The following is a 19,729-nucleotide window of genomic DNA, read 5'->3' as shown; positions in this document are numbered from 1 at the left end:
TAGTTGTTGTGTTATTCGGTGAGCTGGAGCCGGGCCTGCTGAAGGCGGTGCAGCGTGATCTTTCTGACCTCCGCCTTACTCACGGCGATGTGATCGGTCAGGATGCGTTGCGCCCCGGCGGTCTGCTGCTGAAAAATCGCCTGTAAAATCTGTGCATGTTCCTGATAAGTGGCACAGATGCGATCGTCACGAGTGAAGTCGAGCCGGCGGATAATGCGGATCTTCTCGGTGAGTTCGGCGTGAATGCGTGCCATCTCCGGGTTACCCGCTGCCGCCACCAGCGTCATGTGAAACGCTTCGTCATGCTGCGACACTACCAGGCCCTCTGTAAGCGCCTCCGCCTCGCACCAGAACTGGTTCAGTTCGTTTAACAGCGCGGCACACTGCGGCGCGGGCAGGGCGCAGAGGCGTTTGACCGCCTCGCACTCCAGCACGGTGCGCAGGTCATACAGCGATTCGAACCAGGCGAAATCGAAGTTCTTAATCTGCCAGCCGCTGCGAAACCAGACGTCGACAAAGCCTTCGCGTTCCAGCCGGAACAGCGCCTGACGGACCGGGGTGCGGCTGACCGCCATCCGTCCGGCGATTTCGCTTTCGCTGAAGCGATCGCCGGGCATCAGGCGAAAGGCGAAGATATCGTCCTTCAGCGCCTGATAAACCCGTTCCGCCAGCGCTTCCGGGCGGGCTTTAGGGGAGTGGGGTTGCGTTGTCATTACCGCTCCTTATTCCAGCCACAGCAGGTTATCGCCAGGACTGACCGGACGGCCCGCCTGGCAGGCAATCCGCGTCACACGACCGGCCTGCGGGGCGACAATCGCCAGCTCCATCTTCATCGCCTCTACGATAATCAGCGTCTGCCCGGCGCTGACCTCGTCGCCCGGCTGCACCAGCACTTTCCAGATGTTGCCATTGAGATCCGCCTGCACCGGTAGCCCGTTTTCCTCCTCTTCGCTGACGCTGGCGCGCGTTTCATCCTCCGGCGGCGCGTTCTGCTCTTCCTGCGCCCATAGCTGCACTTCCTGTTCAAAGGCGGCGGCCTGGCGCTGGCGGAACGCTGCAATTTCAGCGGCGTGGTCGGCGAGGAACTGCTGGTGGGCGGCAAAATCAAACTGCGTCTCTTCAATACGCAGGCTGGCGCGGCCTTCGCGGAAATCTTCGCGCAGCTGGGTCAGTTCGGTTTCACTCACCGGATAGAAGCGCACCTGATCGAAGAAGCGCAGCAGCCACGGCGCATCGGTAGCGAACTGCGGATTTTTCAGGAAGGTGTTCCAGATGGGCAGCGTGCGGCCCACCAGCTGATAGCCGCCGGGCGAATCCATGCCGTAGATGCACATGTACATGCCGCCGATCCCTACGGTGCCTTCGGCGGTGAAAGTGCGCGCCGGACTGTATTTGGAACTCAGCAGGCGATGGCGTGGATCGATCGGAACGGCACAGGGCGCGCCAAGGTAGACGTCGCCCAGCCCCAGCACCAGATAGCTGGCGTCGAACAGAGTGTCGCGTACCTCATCGCGGCTGCTTAAGCCATTAATCCGCTGGATAAAGTCCACGTTGTTGGGCAGCCAGGGGGCGCTGGCGCGCACCGTCTCCTGATAGCGGCTGACGGCACCCAGCGTGGCGCTGTCTTCAAATGCCATCGGCATCCACACCACGCGGGAGGGCACTTTCAGCGTGCTGACGTCGCCCAGCGTCGCTTCCAGCGCCAGCAGCAGCGACATCAGCCCGGACTGGTGAATGATGCGGCTGTCGTAGCGCACCTGCAGCGAACGCACGCCAGGCGACAGCTCCTCTACGCCAGGCTCCGCCTGCGCCGTCAGCGCATTCATCAGCAGATGGACACGCAGACGCAGCGCCAGATCCAGTACATTGTCGCCATACTCAATCAGTACATATTTGTCGCCCGCCTGGCGATAGACCACTTTCGGCGTGCTGGTCGTGGCCTCCAGAGCGGCCAGAATCGTGGCGGAGCCGTGGGCGGTTTCGGCCAGTGACGGCACGGCAAACGTGGGCGGATGCTCAGGGCGCAATGTCTCAATCAGATGCATCTGCGCTTTTTCCCGCGCCAGCGCATCGTCTGCGGTGATGGGGTGGAAGCGGATGGTGTCGCCAGGTTTAACCTGGCCTACTTTCCACAGCTCGGCTTTGGCGATGGTCACCGGACAGACAAAGCCGCCGAGACTCGGGCCGTCGTGCGTCAGGATCACCGGGAAGTCGCCGGTGAAATTGACCGCGCCAATGGCATATTCACAGTCGTGAACGTTGGAGGGATGCAGGCCCGCTTCGCCGCCGTTGGCGCGGGTCCAGGTCGGTTTCGGGCCGACCAGCCGCACGCCGAGGCGGTTGGAGTTGTAGTGCACCTGCCAGTCACTGGCAAAGAACGCATCGATGGCGGCCTGGGTGAAGAAGTCCGGTGCGCCGTGCGGGCCGTAGAGCACGCCGATGCGCCACTCACTGCCGTAGTGCGGAATCAGCGCCGCATCGAGCGGCTGCGGATCGCTGACCGGGGCAGGCGTGGTGCAGGCTGCCCGATCAGGCTGGGAGATCGCCAGCATATCGGCAACCCGCAGGGTGCGTCCGGCGTGACCGCCAAACTGGCCCAGCGAAAAGGTGCTGCGGCTGCCCAGATACTCCGGCACGTCGAAGCCGTTACGTACGGCCAGATAGCTGCGGCAGCCCGTCCGGGCGCGTCCCAGCGCCAGAGTCTCTCCCGCTTTCACCGCCAGCGGCTGCCAGGTGCTGACCGGTTCGCCCTCCAGCGTGGCGTCGCAGTCAGCACCGGTCAGCGCCACGATGGCATCACAGTGGAAACGCAGCGTCGGCCCCTGCAGGGTAAATTCCAGCCCCGCCGCCGCGTCATGATTACCGACGATGCGGTTAGCCAGCCGGAAAGCGAAGTCATCCATCGGGCCGGAAGGCGGCACGCCGATATCCCAGTAGCCGAGGCGGCCTGGATAGTCCTGAACCGAACTGAAGGTACCAGGTTGCAGCACTTCCACCACGGAGGAGGCAGGCACCACGCTGTCGAGGTAGCGCGTCCAGACGTTGCCGCTGCGAAACGCGTCGCTGGCGGTAATCTGGCGCAGATAGTCGAGGTTGGTGGCGATGCTGTGCAGCTGAGTGGCATCCAGCGCATGGCGAAGTTTTTCCAGCGCCGCATCGCGGGTGTCGGCATGCACGATCAGTTTGGCGATCATCGGATCGTAGAAGCTGGAGACCTCGCTGCCGGTTTCAATGCCGCTGTCGACCCGCACGCCGTCAGGGAAAGTTACGCCGGTTAGCAGGCCGGGGCTGGGCTGAAAGTTCTTCAGTGGATCTTCCGCATAGAGCCGCACTTCAATGGCGGCGCCCTGCGGCGCCTGCTGCAGACGTGACCAGTCAACCGCATCGCCCGCCGCCACCTGCAACATGCACTCCACCAGATCGAGTCCGGTGACGCACTCAGTGACCGGATGCTCCACCTGCAGGCGGGTGTTTACTTCCAGAAAGTAAAAGGCCTGCTGATCGACGTCGTAGATATACTCCACGGTGCCTGCGCTGCGGTAGTTTACCCGCTCGCCGAGCCGCACCGCCGAGGCGAGCAGGGCATCACGCGTCGCCGGAGAAAGACCGGGCGCGGGCGTCTCTTCCACCACCTTTTGATTGCGGCGCTGCAGTGAGCAGTCGCGTTCACCCAGTGCGACCACAGTGCCGTTACCGTCACCAAAAATCTGCACTTCTACGTGGCGGGCGCGATCGATGCAGCGCTCCAGAAACACGCCCGCATCACTGAAGAACTGCTCGCCAAGACGGCGTACGCTCTCCCAGGCGCTGGCGAGCGCTGCGGCGTCGGCGCAGCGCGTCAGGCCAATACCGCCGCCGCCCGCCGTGCTTTTCAGCATCACCGGATAGCCGATCTTATCGGCCGCCTGTATCGCCTCCTCCAGCGACGCAAGCAGCGGTGTGCCGGGCGTCATTGGTACACCTGCACTGGCTGCCAGCTCACGGGCACGGTGCTTAAGGCCGAACTCACCAATCTGCTGCGCGGTGGGGCCGACAAAGGCGATCCCTGCCGCTTCACAGGCTTCGGCAAACGGCTGGCTTTCTGAAAGAAAACCGTAGCCCGGCCAGATAGCCTGGGCGCCGCTCTGCTGAGCCGCCGCCAGAATTTTGTCGATGCGCAGATAGCTGTCGCTGGCTTTATCGCCGCCCAGCGCGATAGCGATATCCGCCTGCTTAACGTGCTGCGCGTTGCGGTCAGTATCTGAATAGACCGCGACACTTTTGACGCCAAGGCGCTTCAGCGTCCGAATGGCGCGGCAGGCGATTTCGCCGCGATTGGCAATCAGTACGGTGGTGAACATGATCAGTGACTCCCCTGTGATGCCAGCCAGTTGCGCCAGCCGCCCGTCTCAGTAATCTCCAGCGCGTTGTTCAGCGCCGCGCCTTCGCAGATAAAGCCTTTCACCATCCGCCCATCCGCCAGCGTCAGACTGCCGATGCCCAGCGGTGCGGGAATCTCGGCCACAAACTCACCAAAGCGCGCCAGCGGGATATCCCACAGCTCCACGGTGATAGCGGCGCCCTGTTCGTCACGCATCAGGCCGGGTTTTTTGATCGCGCCCTCCAGCAGGGCAAACAGGCGATAGTGTGGCGCGGTCTTCGTCTCTTCCACCCAGACGGCATGGCGATCGGTGAGCTGGAAATTAAGCGGCATTCCGGTGAGATGTGCGCCCACTACCGCCAGCCGGACATGGTCGGCGGAGGCGGGCAGGCTGGTGCGCCAGGCAGGGCAGGGCTGGCCGGTCGCGCCCAGCGGCAGAGCAAGCTGCTGCTGCCAGCGAATGCCAAACTCAGCCAGCGCCCGATCGTGCCAGGCGGGCGCAATCAGCGTGATGCCTGCCGGGAGATCGTCATTGCGGAACGGTGCGGGCAGCGCCAGCGCGGCGAGGTCGGCAAGGTTGGTAAAGTTGGTATAGGTGCCAAACTGCGAGTTGTAGTGAATCGGCTCCTGCTTCATCTCCTCCAGGGTATGAATCGTGGGCGAGGTCGGCACCACCAGCGCGTCAAACTGTGCCAGCGTCTGCTGAATCTGACGCGTCAGTTCGGCCCGCAGATACTCCGCCTTATAGGCATCGACTGCGCTGTATTTCAGGCCGCTGGCAATAATCTCGTGTACCACCGGATCCATCTCCGCCGGGCGATCGAGCATCCCGCCCACCGCCGCCGTGCGTTCGGCGACCCAGGCACCGTAGTAAAGCTGTTCAGCCAGCTTCCGGAACGGGGTGAAGTCGATGGGGTGCAGCGTCACGCCACCCGCCTGCAACGCCTCCAGCGCCTGGTCCCAGGCGGCTTCTGCGGCGGCATCATCAAAAAACTCCGGGTTCAAAGGTACAGCAAAATGGGGATGGACGGGCAGGCTGGCCGGGGCGGTGCGCGGATTAATGCGCGAATAGGCGTCACCGGCATCATAGCCACCCATGACGCTGGCGACGCTAAAGGCATCTTCTGCCGTCAGCGCAAACACGGAAATCGTGTCGTTGAGGCGGCAGGCGGGCACCACGCCGCGTGCAGAGAACCAGCCCTTGGTCGGTTTTAGTCCGACAATATTGTTAAAGCCCGCCGGAACGCGGCCCGATCCCGCAGTATCGGTGCCCAGTGAAAAGGCGACCAGCCCGCGCGCCAGCACCGACGCGGAGCCGGAGCTGGAGCCGCCACTGACGTAATCGGCATCAAAGGTGTTACTGACCGCGCCAAACGGGGAGCGGGTGCCCACCAGGCCGGTAGCGAACTGATCGAGGTTGGTTTTGCCGATGACTATCGCGCCGGCGGCTTTCAGCCGGGCGACCGCTACCGCGTCTTCGCTGGCGGTATAGGTAAAGGCGGGGCAGGCGGCGCTGGTCGGCCAGCCCGCCACATCAATGTTGTCTTTGACGGCGAAGGGAACACCAAACAGCGGCAGCGATCCGGGATCGCGCTGATAGTGCGCCAGCAGTGGCTCAATCTGAGCCGCTAACTGCTCCGGTGTCGCCAGATAGATCCAGGCATTATCGTGCGTGTCGAGAGCCGCCAGGTGGGCGCTCAGCAGCGAAGTAATCTGTTGCGGCGCCTGCTGATAGCGCTGCTGCCAGGCGTGAAGCGTCAGGCCAAAGGTTGAAGTCATACGAAGAATTCCAGCTGGTATACAAGATGGAATTCAACAGAGCAAAGGCTGTGCCACTTTTTTAACGCAATGATTCAACAGTTTAATGCGTGCAGTGATAAGATTTTCTGATGATAATTTGCACAATTACGGCGCGCACGCTGAGCGATGACGGTGCGTTTACCTTTCGTGTGCGTAAATTTTGTGAAGAACATGGCAAGAGTCCGGTGGCCTGGTTAGCATGAAGACTGTCTGGCAACTCGCCGGCCCCAGCAACAGAGGAGATTTACGTGGTGAAGTGGCGTAACTGGATAATAGGGATCTGCATGGCCGGCACGGCCAGCAGCGCATGGGCCGATTCGCTTGATCAACAACGGCAACGTTATCAACAAATTAAACAGGCCTGGGACAGCAATCAGATGGCCACCGTGGATCAGCTGTTGCCCACGCTACAGGATTATCCGCTCTATCCTTATCTGCAATATCGCCTGCTGGCACAGGATCTCGATCAGGAGACCACCCTGGCGGTACAGAACTTTATTCGCCAGTATCCTACGTTGCCACCCGCGCGTTCGCTCAGCACCCGCTTTATTAATGTGCTGGCTTACCGACAGGACTGGCAGGGTGTGCTGAACTTCAGTCCGACCGAACCTAAGCCGGTGCAGGCACGCTGTAACTGGTATTACGCCAAATGGGCCACCGGTCAGCAGCAGGCCGCGTTTGACGGCGCGAAGCAGATCTGGCTGCGTGGCACGGCGCTGCCCGCGGACTGCGATAAGCTCTTTTCGGTCTGGCAGGCGTCCGGTCAGATTTCGCCAATTACGATCCTGGAGCGTATCCGGCTGGCGATGAAAGCAGGCAACGACAGCCTGGTGAGCTATCTGGCGAAAACGTTGCCAACTGACTATCAGACCATGTCTGACGCGATACAGGCCCTGCAGCAGGACCCGTTAACGGTCAGTACCTTCGCCAGCGCCGTCGGGCCAACCGACTTTACCCGCCAGGCGACGATTTACGCCTTTACGCGTGTGGCGCGGCAGGACATGGAAAATGCCCGCAGCCTGATTCCGATCCTGGTCCGGGCGCAGAAGATGGGGCCGGAGGATGAGCAGGCGCTGAAGGAGATTGTGGTCTGGCGCATGATGGGCAGCGATCTCACCTCTGAGCAGGCACGCTGGCGCGATGCGGTGGTGATGAACAGCGAGTCTACCGCGCTGGTAGAACGCCGGGTACGACTGGCACTCTCTCAGCATGACCGACGCGGCCTTAACACCTGGATCGCCCGTCTGCCGCTGGAAGCCAAAGAGAAAGATGAATGGCAGTACTGGCAGGCCGATCTGCTGTTTGAGAAAGATCGCAAAGAGGAAGCGGAAGAGATCCTGCGCAAACTGATGCAGGCGCGTGGCTTCTATCCAATGGTGGCCGCACAGCGGCTGGGCGTTGACTACCCGTTGCAGGTGGATGAAGCGCCGAAGCCTGACAGTGCCACGGTGCAGGGACCGGAGCTGGCCCGCGTTCGCGAGCTGATGTACTGGGGTCTGGATAACCTGGCGCGCAGCGAGTGGAGCAATCTGATCGGCAGCCGCACGCACACGCAGCAGCAGATGCTGGCGCGCTACGCCAATGAGCAGGACTGGTGGGATCTCAGCGTGCAGGCGACCATCACGGCCAAAATGTGGGACAGCCTGAAAGAGCGTTTCCCGCTGGCGTGGCAGAGCGTCTATGAGCGCAACACCGCGGTGAAGCAGATCCCGCCGAGCTATGCGATGGCGATTTCGCGTCAGGAGAGCGCCTGGAATCCGAAAGCGCGTTCACCGGTCGGCGCCAGCGGTCTGATGCAGATTATGCCTGCCACGGCGGCGCATACCGTGAAGATGTACAACATCCCTGGCTACAGCAACACCAGCCAGCTGCTCGATCCGGAAACCAATATTCAGATCGGCACCCAGTATCTGGAATATGTCTATCAGCAGTTCAATCAGAACCGGATTTTCGCCTCGGCGGCCTACAATGCCGGGCCGGGCCGGGTGCGAAGCTGGCAGAAAACCAGTGCAGGCAATCTTGATGCCGTCGCGTTTATCGAGACCATCCCGTTCTCTGAAACGCGTGGCTATGTGAAGAATGTGCTGGCGTACGACGCCTACTATCGTCACTTCATGGGCAAGCCTGACAAGATCCTGTCAGATGCTGAGTGGAATCGCCGTTACTAGCTGTGCTAAGCTTCCGTACTCTTTAGCGAGTACGGAAGCCTCTTCATGACCCATTCTGATTCCCCCACCGATGCGCATCCGGCACAAGATAGCTGGCAGCGCTTTGTCGTGCTGATGCAGCAGGCCTTTGCTGATGGTCATGCGCTGCCACTGATGCAACTGATGATGACGCCCGACGAGCGGGAAGCGTTCGGCACCCGTCTGCGGATTATCGAAGAGTTAATGAACGGCGAGATGAGCCAGCGCGAACTGAAAAATGAGCTCGGCGTTGGCATTGCGACCATTACCCGTGGCTCGAACAGCCTGAAAGAGGCGCCGCCGGAGCTGAAACGCTGGCTGGAAGCGCGTCTGGGACGCGCCTGATCACTGCTGGTAAAGCGGATGGATGAACGGGCAGAGCGCCAGAATCAGTGCCTGATGATAGACACTGGAGCGGCTGAGCAGGCCGTTTGTGAACGCCCCGATAGCGCCACCCTGGTGTTTGATATTTTCGATGCCGGTTAACCGAGCCATCTCTTCACCCAGCTCCCGGCCTTCACGCAGACCCGCCAGCACCACCGGCGGCAGGGTGAAACTGGCCGAGCGCGATTCGCCGCGCTGCTTCTGATTTTCTACCACCATCCAGGCAAACGCGCTGTCATCTTCAATGCCCGCCTCAATCGCTACCCAGAACGCCGCTTCTGGCCGGACCTGCCGGGCATTCATCACGCGCTGACGTGCGCCAGTTCGCGTTTCGAGATGGGTTAACGGTTGTGCTGCTACGCCGCTATCGACCTCGACCCCTTCAATATGGCAGGATCCCTCGCCGAAAACGTCGTTGAATGCCTGAGCAATCGCATGAATTTTCGCTGGATTGGTGGTGGCTGCGACAACATGGTACATAATTGGTTGAACCCTCAGGTGATTAAGCGCCTGGCCCATCGGGCTGTTTGATTTGTCATTCTGAACCCGGGCAGTGCTCACAATCCTCACGTACTTTCCGTACGCGCCGGTTGTTTCGCGCTCTCCGTGTGCAGACTGACTGCAACAATGACGCCTGATGGGGTAAGCTCTAAAGCGATTTTTGTCGCAGTATAACGGAAACTAACATGCTACAGGTCTATCTTGTTCGTCACGGTGAAACGGTATGGAATGCGGAGCGTCGCATTCAGGGTCAGTCCGACAGTCCGCTGACGGAAAAAGGTGAGCAGCAAGCCTGGCAGGTGGGTGAGCGCGTGAAACATCTGGGCATTACGCACATTATTGCCAGCGATCTGGGGCGTACGCGCCGCACCGCGGAGATTATTGCGGATGCCTGCGGTTGCTCAGTCACGCTTGATCCGCGGTTGCGTGAGCTGAATATGGGGGTGCTGGAGAAGCGTCCGCTGGATGGCTTAACCGCGGAAGAAGAGCAGTGGCGCGCCACGCTGGTCAACGGTACCGAAGGGGGCCGTATTCCTGAAGGGGAGTCGATGACTGAGATGGCGACGCGCATGCACGCCGCGCTGAATGCCTGTCTTGATCTTCCAGCCGGAAGCCGTCCACTGCTCGTCAGTCACGGTATGGCGCTGGGGGCGCTGGTTAGCACGATCCTCGGTCTGCCCGCCTATGCGGAACGTCGTCTGCGTCTGCGTAACTGCTCACTCTCACGTGTTGATTATCAGCAGAGCGCCTGGCTGGCAGAAGGCTGGATTGTCGAGACGGCGGGGGATATTTCCCATCTGGATGCGCCTGCACTCGACGAGCTTCAACGCTGATTTACTTAAGGCTGCCGTCGCGATGACGGCAGCCTTAACGTCAGCTGGCTACGGTCTGGCGGCGAATGGGAATCAGATATTCGCAACGGATCTCGGTCGGTGGCTCAGCGCGTTTTTTACCGCCATCGGTGTAAAAGCGTTCGATGTCCTGTCCCTGACGGCGGGTCAGCCCCAGCGTCGGCATGCAGGTACCATAGAGCAGCAGGATAAATTCCTGCAGATTGACGCGCGGGCCGGTATAGGTGAACTGCACGTAGTCGCCCGCTTCCAGAATCACGTTCTGGCCGGAGTGCAGGTTAACCGCGCTGTCAGCAGGCACCGCCGTGGTGTAGAGAATCTCCTGCTCATCATCTTTGTCCTGGCTGGCGCGCACCTGATGCAGGCCATACAGTACCGGCGGCACCGTGTCGGTTTCCAGCAGGAACTGCTTCCAGAAATGAATACGCATTTCGTCGCGGTAGCTGGAAATCTGCTCCAGAATACAGGTGTAGTTCTGGGTTTGTCCTACCAGCACCGTCTCCGGTAAGGTGACGAAAGCCGGTTCCGGCTGCGTCTCATCGTCCAGGCGAATAGGGGGGCGAATACCGAATGAGTTCCAGTCGGAAGAGCGGCGATACCACGCCGGTGTCTGAGCAAACTGCTTCTTGAATGCGCGAGTAAAAGTCTGTTGTGAATCAAAACGATACTGCAGTGCGATGTCCAGAATCGGGCGGCTGGTCAGGCGCAGCGCCACGGCGGCTTTAGACAGACGACGCGCACGAATATAGGCACCTATTGCGTGTCCGGTTACGTCTTTAAACATCCTCTGTAAATGCCATTTAGAGTAACCGGCTTTCTGGGCAACATTGTCCAGTGAAAGGGGTTGATCCAGATGGCTCTCCAGCCAGACAAGCAAATCGCGAATGATACCGGCTTGGTCCATAAAACATCCTCATACTCTGGTGGTGCAGCTAAACGCATTCGAAGAATATTAGCACTCATTGCTCAAAAGACGTGGGCCGTTTTCCGGGGAAGGTTGTGCTAAATCAGTACGGGCTTCAACCCGTTTTGGTTTGGTCATTAACTCGATTAACAGTACATTACATTCTCATCTATTCCATTTGCAATGGTAACTCCATGACAATATTCCGACTTATGATCGCTGCGCTGACCACGCTGACCTTTTCCAGCCCGCTGTTTGCCGAACAGATTGGCTCTGTTGATACGGTATTCAAGATATTCGGGCCTGACCACAAGATTGTCGTTGAGGCTTTCGATGACCCGGACGTTAAAAATGTAACCTGTTATATCAGCCGGGCGAAAACCGGGGGTATTAAAGGCGGACTGGGTCTGGCAGAAGATACCTCTGATGCCGCGATTTCCTGTCAGCAGGTGGGTCCGGTCGAACTGAGTGATAAAATCGCGCAGGGCAAAGCAGAGGGTGAAGTGGTATTCCGCCAGCGCACCTCATTGATCTTCAAGAAGCTGCAGGTTGTACGCTTCTTCGACAAAAAGCGCAACGCCCTGGTCTATCTGACCTATTCCGATAAAGTGGTTGATGGCTCACCGAAAAATGCGATTAGCGCTGTGCCAATTATGCCGTGGCACTGATTATGCCGTCACGCTAAGGACAAAAAAAACGCCCGCAGGGGCGTTTTTTATTTGCCGCGTCTGACAGGGGCTTAATCCTGCAGGTCACCGCAGAAGCGATAACCTTCACCATGAATGGTGGCGATGATCTCTGGCGTGTCCGGCGTTGATTCGAAATGCTTACGAATACGACGGATGGTGACATCAACGGTGCGATCGTGTGGCTTGAGGTCGCGGCCGGTCATTTTTTTCAGCAGATCGGCACGGGTCTGAATTTTGCCCGGGTTTTCGCAGAAGTGCAGCATGGCGCGGAACTCACTGCGTGGCAGTTTGTAGTGCTCGCCGTTCGGGTTGATCAGTGAGCGGCTGTTGATATCCAGCTCCCAACCGTTGAACTTGTAGCTCTCTACCTGACGACGCTCTTCGCCTGGCATGGCCAGATTCATGGTGCGCGACAGCAGGTTGCGGGCACGAATAGTCAGCTCACGCGGATTAAACGGTTTGGTGATGTAGTCGTCAGCGCCAATTTCCAGACCAAGAATTTTATCGACTTCGTTGTCACGACCGGTCAGGAACATCAGAGCGACATTGGCCTGCTCACGCAGTTCACGGGCCAGCAACAGGCCGTTTTTACCGGGCAGGTTGATGTCCATGATGACCAGGTTAACGTCATTGTCGGTCAGCACCTGATGCATTTCAGCACCATCAGTCGCCTCATACACCACATAACCTTCCGCCTCAAAAATACTCTTGAGGGTATTACGCGTGACCAGTTCGTCTTCAACGATAAGAATGTGCGGGGTCTGCATGTTTAGCTACCTAAAATTTGCCAACAAATTGAAAACAGGGCGTACAGCGGTATGGCGTTCTCCATCATCGAGAGCGGCGGGCCGCGCTGAACCGTTGTACGAAATCATATTTTGATAAGCCATCTATCAACGTCAACAACAGTATTAGCTCAGCCAGTCAGGATGAAAATTGCATGCCCCGGGCGTTAATGATAATGGCGCATATCCTAACTGTATTAACAGCAACCTAACAGCACCAACTACAACCGATAAGCATAAAAACAACGCTTCGTTGACTTATATCAAATGCAATTGTAGCACGTTAACACTTTTGTGAAAAACTTCTCGCAGATTGCCTGTTTAGCTCACAAAAAGCATCATTTTCGTTACATTTTTTACGCAGTCGGGCCAAAATAAAACCCGCCGGAAATCACATTCTATCTCGTTGAAGTTAAATGGTTTAATAATGATTTCTTTAATAAAGCTCGTTTCAGGGATAAAAAGATTCAGGCCATCACTTTTAACCAGTTTTAACATGGTTAACACACGATTTTCTTATTACCTTCTGGCGACTGAATCATTAACAGCCATGTTAATATGGCGTTATGTTAATGGACCAATGGAATAAATATGCTTTTTCCCCTGATTCTCGTCTCGCCCGCGCGGCCAGAAAATATCGGCGCTGCGGCGCGTGCCATGAAAACCATGGGATTCAGCCAGCTGCGCATCGTTGCCAGTGACGCCTGGCAGGATCCCGCCGCGCGCCGGGTGGCACATGGTGCCGGCGAAATTCTCGACAACGTTCAGACCTTTGCAACCCTGGCCGACGCGTTAGCGGACATCGATTTTTCGGTCGCGACCACCGCGCGCAGCCGGGCAAAGTTTCGTTATTACGCCACACCGGAGCAGGTTGAAACGCAATTGCTGGAGAAACGCCAGTGGGTAAACAGTATGGCGCTGGTGTTTGGCCGCGAAGATAGCGGGCTGACCAACGAGGAGCTGGAGCTTGTAGACCTGCTGACCGGCATCCCGATGGCGAATGACTATCCTTCACTCAATCTCGGACAGGCGGTGATGGTCTACTGCTATCAGCTGTCGAAGCTGAATCAGGTTGAGGCATCAAAAGCCTCTGCGGCGGATGGGCAGCAGTTGCAGGCGCTGCGTCAGCGTTTCCATCAGCTGCTGGCGCAACTGGAGGTCAGTGATGATGAGAAGCTGTCAGACTGGATTGATCAGCGGGTGGGGCTGCTGGAACAGCGCGACAGTGCGATGCTGCATCGTCTGCTGCACGATATTGAAAAAAAACTCACAGATAAATCCTCGGCAAAAAGCTGATTTTACAGCAACAGATCGCAGGGAATTTCTGCATAGCAACCGATCGAACAGCGTTTTACGCTTTCACCGGTGGCTGTGCGCAGTGGTGGAAATCTGTCCGCCGGACAAATCGGGTTGACTTAATGTGCGCTTTGCTTTACTTCTGGAAGCAAGACGGACAGACAAAAACAGACAGAAAATAAATCTAAATGCGTAAAATCAGCCTGAACACCACAATTATTACCACCACCATTACCACAGGTAACGGTGCGGGCTGACGCATACAGGAAAAACAGAAAATAAGCCCGCACCTAAACAGTGCGGGCTTTTTTTTCGGCTTAAATTCAGGAGAGTTTATATTATGCGAGTGCTGAAATTCGGCGGGACCTCGGTAGCGAATGCGGAGCGGTTTCTTCGCGTCGCTGACATTCTGGAAAGTAATGCGCAACAAGGACAGGTTGCAACCGTGCTCTCTGCGCCAGCAAAGATCACTAACCATCTGGTGGCGATGATTGAAAAAACCATCAGTGGTCAGGATGCTTTGCCGAATATCAGCGACGCCGAACGCATCTTCAGCGAGCTGTTGCAGGGACTGGCTGACGCGCAGCCGGGCTTTGAGTACGATCGACTGAAAACCCGCGTTGACCTGGAGTTTGCGCAGCTGAAGCAGGTTCTGCACGGTATCAGCCTGCTGGGACAGTGCCCGGACAGCGTCAACGCGGCGATTATCTGCCGCGGTGAAAAACTCTCGATTGCGATCATGGAAACGCTGCTGCAGGCGCGCGGCCATGAGGTCAGCGTGATCGATCCGGTGGAGAAATTGCTGGCGGTCGGCCACTACCTTGAATCCACTGTTGATATCGCCGAATCAACCCGTCGCATTGAAGCGAGTCAGATTCCGCCGCAGAACATGATCCTGATGGCAGGCTTCACGGCTGGTAACGAGCGAGGCGAACTGGTCGTACTGGGCCGTAACGGTTCAGACTATTCAGCCGCTGTGCTGGCTGCCTGTCTGCGCGCCGACTGCTGTGAAATCTGGACTGATGTGGATGGCGTCTATACCTGCGATCCGCGTCAGGTGCCGGATGCGCGCCTGCTGAAGTCGATGTCCTATCAGGAGGCGATGGAGCTCTCCTATTTCGGCGCCAAAGTGCTGCATCCCCGCACCATCGCGCCCATTGCCCAGTTCCAGATCCCCTGCCTGATCAAAAACACGGCCAATCCGCAGGCACCCGGCACCCTGATTGGAGCAGAAGGCGAACAGGATGAGAACCCGGTAAAAGGCATCACCAACCTGAATAATATGGCGATGGTCAACGTCTCTGGTCCTGGCATGAAAGGGATGGTCGGGATGGCGGCCAGAGTCTTTGCGGCGATGTCGCGCACCGGCATCTCTGTAGTGCTGATCACCCAATCCTCTTCCGAATACAGCATCAGTTTCTGCGTGCCGCAGAGCGAGCTGGCGCGGGCGCGTCAGGTGCTGGAGGAGGAGTTCTATCTGGAGCTCAAAGATGGCCTGCTGGATCCGCTGGATATCATTGAAAACCTGGCGGTGATTTCGGTGGTGGGCGATGGCATGCGCACGCTGCGCGGCATTTCAGCCAAATTCTTCTCGGCGCTGGCGCGCGCCAATATCAATATCGTGGCGATTGCTCAGGGTTCCTCCGAGCGTTCAATCTCGGTGGTGGTGAACAATGATGAAGTGATCACCGGGGTTCGCGTGGTGCATCAGATGCTGTTCGCCACCGATCAGGTAATCGAAGTGTTTGTGGTCGGCGTCGGCGGCGTCGGCGGCGCGCTGCTGGATCAGTTACATCGCCAGCAGGCGTGGCTGAAGAAAAAGCATATCGACCTGCGCGTCTGCGGCATCGCTAACTCCCGTGCGCTGTTAACCCACGTCCACGGCATCGATTTAAGCAACTGGCAGGCGGCATTAGGTGAAGCGAAAGAGCCGTTCAATCTCGGTCGTCTGACCCGTCTGGTGAAAGAGTATCATCTGCTCAATCCGGTGATTGTGGACTGTACCTCCAGCCAGGCGGTCGCCGATCAGTATGCTGATTTTCTCAGCGAAGGTTTCCATGTGGTGACGCCAAACAAAAAGGCCAACACCTCATCCTGGAATTACTATCAGCAGATGCGCGCCGCCGCTGCCAAATCGCGGCGTAAATTCCTTTATGATACCAACGTCGGCGCCGGACTGCCGGTGATCGAAAACCTGCAGAACCTGATGAACGCCGGTGATGAGCTGCTGCGCTTCTCCGGTATCCTCTCTGGCTCGCTGTCCTACATTTTCGGCCAGCTGGATGACGGAATGTCACTGTCGCAGGCGACAACGATGGCGCGTGAGATGGGCTTTACCGAGCCCGATCCGCGTGACGACCTCTCCGGCACCGATGTGGCGCGTAAGCTGCTGATCCTGGCCCGTGAAGCGGGTCATCAGCTGGAGCTGAGCGACATTGAGATTGAGCCGCTGCTGCCCGCCAGCCTGACCGAAATCCAGGACATTGAGCAGTTTATGCAGCGTCTGCCTGAGCTGGATAACGCTTTTGCCGCCCGGGTTGCGCAGGCGCAGGATGAGGGCAAAGTATTGCGCTATGTTGGCGTGATTGAAGAGGGCGGCATCTGCAAAGTGAAGATCGACGCCGTTGACGGCAACGATCCACTCTATAAGGTGAAAAACGGCGAGAATGCGCTGGCGTTTTACAGCCGCTACTATCAACCGATTCCGCTGGTGCTGCGCGGATACGGTGCAGGAAATGATGTCACAGCGGCCGGTGTTTTTGCCGACCTGCTGCGGACACTGTCATGGAAGTTGGGAGTTTAATCATGGTAAAAATTTACGCACCGGCCTCGATTGGTAACGTCAGCGTCGGCTTCGATGTGCTGGGCGCGGCGGTTTCGCCGGTAGATGGCTCCCTGCTGGGTGACTGCGTCTCCGTGGAAGCGGCAGAGCAGTTTTCACTGACCAACGCCGGACGTTTTGTCAGTAAGCTGCCCGCCGATCCGAAAGAGAATATTGTTTACCAGTGCTGGCAGCGTTTCTGCCAGGAAATCGGCAAAGCGATCCCGGTGGCGATGACGCTGGAGAAGAACATGCCCATCGGCTCCGGGCTGGGTTCCAGCGCCTGCTCGGTGGTGGCCGGTTTAATGGCGATGAACGAGTTTTGCGGCAAGCCTCTCAGCGACAGCACGTTACTGACCCTGATGGGCGAGCTGGAAGGGCGAATCTCGGGCAGCGTGCACTATGATAATGTCGCCCCCTGCTTCCTCGGCGGCATTCAGCTGATGCTGCAGGAGAATGACATTATCAGCCAGGCGGTGCCGGGCTTTGATGACTGGCTGTGGGTAATGGCCTATCCGGGCATTAAAGTCTCAACCGCAGAAGCGCGCGCCATTTTACCGGCGCAGTACCGCAAAGAGGACTGCATCAGGCATGGCCGCTTGCTGGCTGGCTTCATTCACGCCTGCCATACGCGTCAGCCGCAGCTGGCAGCTAAACTTATGCAGGATGTGATTGCCGAACCTTACCGGACCCGGCTGCTGCCAGGTTTCACCGAGGCGCGGCAGGCCGCGAAAGATATTGGCGCACTGGCGTGCGGTATCTCAGGCTCTGGTCCGACACTTTTCGCCGTTTGCAATCAGATGGAAACGGCACAGCGGATGGCTGACTGGCTGAGCCAGCACTATCTGCAGAATGATGAAGGCTTCGTCCATATCTGCCGTCTCGACACGGCTGGCGCACGACAATTGGGATAACGCATGAAACTCTACAATCTTAAGGATCACAACGAGCAGGTCAGCTTCGCCCAGGCGGTGAAACAGGGTCTGGGTTCGCAGCAGGGTCTGTTCTTTCCGCTGGAACTGCCGGAGTTTGAACTGACCGACATCGACGCGATGCTGGAGATGGATTTTGTCAGCCGCAGCAGCAAAATTCTCTCGGCTTTCATTGGTGACGAGATTCCGGCCCAACAGCTGCATGAGCGTGTTAAAGCCGCTTTTGCTTTTCCGGCCCCGGTGAAAGCCGTCAGCGAAGATATCGCCTGTCTGGAGCTGTTCCACGGCCCGACGCTGGCGTTTAAAGATTTCGGCGGCCGTTTTATGGCGCAGATGCTGTCGTATTTTTCAGGCTCAGATGAGCAGATCACCATTCTCACCGCCACCTCCGGTGATACCGGCGCGGCCGTGGCGCACGCCTTTTACGGCATGAAGAACGTGCGCGTGGTGATCCTCTATCCGCAGGGCAAAATCAGTCCGTTGCAGGAGAAACTCTTCTGTACTCTGGGCGGCAACATCGAAACCATCTCTATCGACGGCGATTTTGATGCCTGCCAGTCGCTGGTGAAACAGGCGTTTGATGATGAAGATCTGAAGCGCGCGATTGGCCTGAACTCGGCTAACTCCATCAACATCAGCCGCCTGCTGGCACAGATCTGCTACTACTTTGAAGCGGTCGCACAGCTGCCACAGGAAAAACGTAATCAGCTGGTGGTGTCAGTGCCGAGCGGCAACTTTGGTGATTTGACCGCCGGTCTGCTGGCGAAATCGCTGGGCCTGCCGATCAAACGCTTTATCGCCGCCACCAACGCCAACGACACGGTGCCGCGCTTCCTGGGCAACGGCGAGTGGCAGCCAAACCAGACGGTCTCTACGCTGTCGAATGCCATGGATGTCAGCCAGCCTAATAACTGGCCGCGTGTGGAAGAGCTGTTCCGCCGTAAAACCTGGCGCTTAACCGATCTGGCCTGTGGTGCGGTCTCGGATGAGACCACGCGCGCCGCCATGCGTGAACTGGCTGAGATGGGCTACATTTCCGAGCCGCATGCCGCCATCGCCTGGCGTCTGTTGCGCGATCAGCTGCAGGAAGGGGAGTATGGTGTGTTCCTGGGAACCGCGCATCCGGCGAAATTCCGCGAAAGTGTGGAAGCGATTCTTGAACAGACCCTGACGCTGCCGCCGGAGTTAGCGGAGCGCGCCGACCTGCCGCTGCTGTCGCATCAGATGAAGGGTGATTTCGCCTCGCTGCGGGCGTTTCTGCTGAAGTAAACCTGTGAAAGGCTTCCCGGTTGCGGGAAGCCTGTTTGTGGAAAGCAGAGGGCGCGGGGTGTTACTGCTCTGCGCGCTTAAAGACCAGCTCGCTCTCGCTGCTGCTGGCTGCATCAAAACGATAGCCATCCAGATCAAACGCCTTTAGCTGTTCCGGCTTCGTCAGGCGCTGCTGAATCACATAGCGACTCATTAATCCACGCGCCTTTTTGGCATAGAAGCTAATCACTTTGTAACTGCCATTCTTCTCATCGAGGAACACCGGCTTAATCATCTTTGCCTGCAGCGTCTTAGGATTAACGGCCCGGAAATATTCGTCCGAGGCGAGGTTGATCAGCACCTCATCACCCTGTTCCGCCAGTGCGGCATTCAGCGTTTCAGTGATGAGATCGCCCCAGAAGGTGTAGAGATCTTTGCCCGCCGGATTCGCCAGGCGAATGCCCATCTCCAGACGGTAAGGCTGCATTAAATCGAGTGGACGCAGCACGCCATACAGGCCTGACAACATACGCAGGTGCTGCTGAGCAAAATCGAAATCCTTATCGCTGAAGGTCTCTGCCTGTAAACCGGTGTAGACATCACCTTTGAACGCCAGGATCGCCTGACGGGCATTCTTAGGGGAAAAATCGGGCTGCCAGCTGTTGAAGCGCTCGGCATTGAGGTGCGCCAGTTTATCGCTGATGCCCATTAACGAGGCGATGCTGGCGGGTGACAGCTCGCGCGCAATTTCAATCAGCTGTTGTGACTTTTCTAACAGCGCAGGCTGGGTGAAACGCGTTGTCGCCAGCGGGCTTTCATAATCCAGCGTCTTGGCGGGAGAGATCACCATCAACATAGTTGCTTCCTCGGTTAATGCCTGGTTTAACAGGGCATTGGCTGCTTATCAGGCTTCGCAGTGTACCAAAAAAGCCGCAAAGAATGACGAATCACACCTATTTGTTCGCGCTATCG

At 57.9% G+C, this 19,729-nt stretch carries 16 protein-coding genes and 1 other annotated feature; of the genes, 9 read left to right on the top strand and 7 right to left on the bottom strand.

What is annotated here, in order from left to right; translation table 11 throughout:
- Positions 1 to 11: 11 nt before the first annotated feature.
- The 3 genes from OK409_RS11450 to atzF are packed head-to-tail and all read right to left on the bottom strand — an operon-like array spanning position 12 to position 6,139.
- Positions 12 to 713, bottom strand: coding sequence for a GntR family transcriptional regulator (locus tag OK409_RS11450; RefSeq protein ID WP_010253646.1), 702 nt, complete (start codon positions 711 to 713; stop codon positions 12 to 14).
- 9 nt (positions 714 to 722) lie between these two features.
- A complete protein-coding gene (uca, locus tag OK409_RS11445; protein ID WP_264367070.1) occupies positions 723 to 4,340 on the bottom strand; it encodes an urea carboxylase in 3,618 nt (1,205 codons plus the stop codon).
- Between the two features lie 2 nt (positions 4,341 to 4,342).
- Positions 4,343 to 6,139, bottom strand: coding sequence for an allophanate hydrolase (atzF, locus tag OK409_RS11440; RefSeq protein ID WP_264367069.1), 1,797 nt, complete (start codon positions 6,137 to 6,139; stop codon positions 4,343 to 4,345).
- A 269-nt stretch (positions 6,140 to 6,408) separates the two neighbouring features.
- Here atzF and sltY point away from each other — a divergent pair, with 269 nt between their 5' ends.
- Together sltY and trpR are read left to right on the top strand one after the other, a co-directional pair.
- On the top strand, positions 6,409 to 8,328 hold the full coding sequence (sltY, locus tag OK409_RS11435) for a murein transglycosylase (RefSeq protein WP_033756501.1): 1,920 nt from the start codon (positions 6,409 to 6,411) through the stop codon (positions 8,326 to 8,328).
- Between the two features lie 45 nt (positions 8,329 to 8,373).
- Positions 8,374 to 8,691 carry a trp operon repressor gene (gene trpR, locus OK409_RS11430; RefSeq protein ID WP_010671698.1) on the top strand — a complete coding sequence of 106 codons (318 nt, stop codon included), beginning with the start codon at positions 8,374 to 8,376 and terminating at the stop codon, positions 8,689 to 8,691.
- Here the strand turns inward: trpR and yjjX are convergent, their stop codons facing one another.
- Positions 8,692 to 9,210, bottom strand: a complete 519-nt coding sequence (yjjX, locus tag OK409_RS11425; protein ID WP_010253660.1) for an inosine/xanthosine triphosphatase — start codon at positions 9,208 to 9,210, stop codon at positions 8,692 to 8,694.
- A gap of 206 nt (positions 9,211 to 9,416) precedes the next feature.
- Here yjjX and gpmB point away from each other — a divergent pair, with 206 nt between their 5' ends.
- A complete protein-coding gene (gene gpmB / locus OK409_RS11420) occupies positions 9,417 to 10,064 on the top strand; it encodes a 2,3-diphosphoglycerate-dependent phosphoglycerate mutase GpmB (RefSeq protein ID WP_010253664.1) in 648 nt (215 codons plus the stop codon).
- A 40-nt stretch (positions 10,065 to 10,104) separates the two neighbouring features.
- On the opposite strand, the gene robA is transcribed toward gpmB, so the two are convergent.
- Entirely contained in the window at positions 10,105 to 10,986 is an 882-nt protein-coding gene (gene robA / locus OK409_RS11415; protein ID WP_033756504.1) for an MDR efflux pump AcrAB transcriptional activator RobA, read from the bottom strand.
- Positions 10,987 to 11,180: 194 nt separating this feature from the next.
- Between robA and creA the strand changes: the two genes are divergently transcribed.
- Positions 11,181 to 11,654 (top strand): protein CreA, encoded by a 474-nt coding sequence (creA, locus tag OK409_RS11410; protein WP_010253671.1) that lies wholly within the window; start codon positions 11,181 to 11,183, stop codon positions 11,652 to 11,654.
- 71 nt (positions 11,655 to 11,725) lie between these two features.
- Here creA and arcA read toward each other — a convergent pair whose 3' ends face one another.
- Complete coding sequence (arcA, locus tag OK409_RS11405) at positions 11,726 to 12,442, bottom strand: two-component system response regulator ArcA (RefSeq protein ID WP_010253677.1); 717 nt, start codon at positions 12,440 to 12,442, stop codon at positions 11,726 to 11,728.
- A gap of 609 nt (positions 12,443 to 13,051) precedes the next feature.
- On the opposite strand from arcA, the gene OK409_RS11400 reads away from it, so the two are divergent.
- The 5 genes from OK409_RS11400 to thrC all read left to right on the top strand — a co-directional run bounded on the left by OK409_RS11400 (position 13,052) and on the right by thrC (position 18,778).
- Entirely contained in the window at positions 13,052 to 13,756 is a 705-nt protein-coding gene (locus OK409_RS11400; protein ID WP_010253680.1) for a tRNA/rRNA methyltransferase, read from the top strand.
- Between the two features lie 188 nt (positions 13,757 to 13,944).
- The gene (thrL, locus tag OK409_RS11395; protein WP_071591720.1) at positions 13,945 to 14,013 is read left to right on the top strand and encodes a thr operon leader peptide; all 69 of its coding nucleotides are present in this window, start codon (positions 13,945 to 13,947) and stop codon (positions 14,011 to 14,013) included.
- Positions 13,952 to 14,070, top strand: a sequence feature (Thr leader region). It overlaps the preceding gene by 62 nt.
- Positions 14,071 to 14,096: 26 nt before the next feature.
- Positions 14,097 to 16,559, top strand: coding sequence for a bifunctional aspartate kinase/homoserine dehydrogenase I (gene thrA, locus OK409_RS11390; RefSeq protein ID WP_061703622.1), 2,463 nt, complete (start codon positions 14,097 to 14,099; stop codon positions 16,557 to 16,559).
- A 2-nt stretch (positions 16,560 to 16,561) separates the two neighbouring features.
- Positions 16,562 to 17,491, top strand: a complete 930-nt coding sequence (thrB, locus tag OK409_RS11385; RefSeq protein WP_010671694.1) for a homoserine kinase — start codon at positions 16,562 to 16,564, stop codon at positions 17,489 to 17,491.
- A 3-nt stretch (positions 17,492 to 17,494) separates the two neighbouring features.
- Positions 17,495 to 18,778: a threonine synthase gene (gene thrC / locus OK409_RS11380; protein WP_064690530.1), complete on the top strand. Its 1,284-nt coding sequence runs from the start codon at positions 17,495 to 17,497 to the stop codon at positions 18,776 to 18,778.
- A gap of 61 nt (positions 18,779 to 18,839) precedes the next feature.
- Here thrC and yaaA read toward each other — a convergent pair whose 3' ends face one another.
- Entirely contained in the window at positions 18,840 to 19,613 is a 774-nt protein-coding gene (gene yaaA, locus OK409_RS11375; RefSeq protein WP_264367068.1) for a peroxide stress protein YaaA, read from the bottom strand.
- Positions 19,614 to 19,729: the final 116 nt, after the last annotated feature.

This window comes from Pantoea sp. RG18 (genome assembly GCF_025910075.1).
Taxonomy (GTDB): domain Bacteria; phylum Pseudomonadota; class Gammaproteobacteria; order Enterobacterales; family Enterobacteriaceae; genus Pantoea; species Pantoea agglomerans.
This window is presented reverse-complemented; position numbering and strand designations above follow the sequence as displayed.

Coding starts and splice junctions, on each gene's coding strand:
- yjjX (WP_010253660.1), bottom strand. CDS start 9,210: ATGTACCATGTTGTCGCAGCCACCACCAATCCAGCGAAAATTCATGCG.
- trpR (WP_010671698.1), top strand. CDS start 8,374: ATGACCCATTCTGATTCCCCCACCGATGCGCATCCGGCACAAGATAGC.
- arcA (WP_010253677.1), bottom strand. CDS start 12,442: ATGCAGACCCCGCACATTCTTATCGTTGAAGACGAACTGGTCACGCGT.
- creA (WP_010253671.1), top strand. CDS start 11,181: ATGACAATATTCCGACTTATGATCGCTGCGCTGACCACGCTGACCTTT.
- OK409_RS11450 (WP_010253646.1), bottom strand. CDS start 713: ATGACAACGCAACCCCACTCCCCTAAAGCCCGCCCGGAAGCGCTGGCG.
- thrB (WP_010671694.1), top strand. CDS start 16,562: ATGGTAAAAATTTACGCACCGGCCTCGATTGGTAACGTCAGCGTCGGC.
- atzF (WP_264367069.1), bottom strand. CDS start 6,139: ATGACTTCAACCTTTGGCCTGACGCTTCACGCCTGGCAGCAGCGCTAT.
- thrA (WP_061703622.1), top strand. CDS start 14,097: ATGCGAGTGCTGAAATTCGGCGGGACCTCGGTAGCGAATGCGGAGCGG.
- OK409_RS11400 (WP_010253680.1), top strand. CDS start 13,052: ATGCTTTTTCCCCTGATTCTCGTCTCGCCCGCGCGGCCAGAAAATATC.
- yaaA (WP_264367068.1), bottom strand. CDS start 19,613: ATGTTGATGGTGATCTCTCCCGCCAAGACGCTGGATTATGAAAGCCCG.
- thrC (WP_064690530.1), top strand. CDS start 17,495: ATGAAACTCTACAATCTTAAGGATCACAACGAGCAGGTCAGCTTCGCC.
- uca (WP_264367070.1), bottom strand. CDS start 4,340: ATGTTCACCACCGTACTGATTGCCAATCGCGGCGAAATCGCCTGCCGC.
- gpmB (WP_010253664.1), top strand. CDS start 9,417: ATGCTACAGGTCTATCTTGTTCGTCACGGTGAAACGGTATGGAATGCG.
- robA (WP_033756504.1), bottom strand. CDS start 10,986: ATGGACCAAGCCGGTATCATTCGCGATTTGCTTGTCTGGCTGGAGAGC.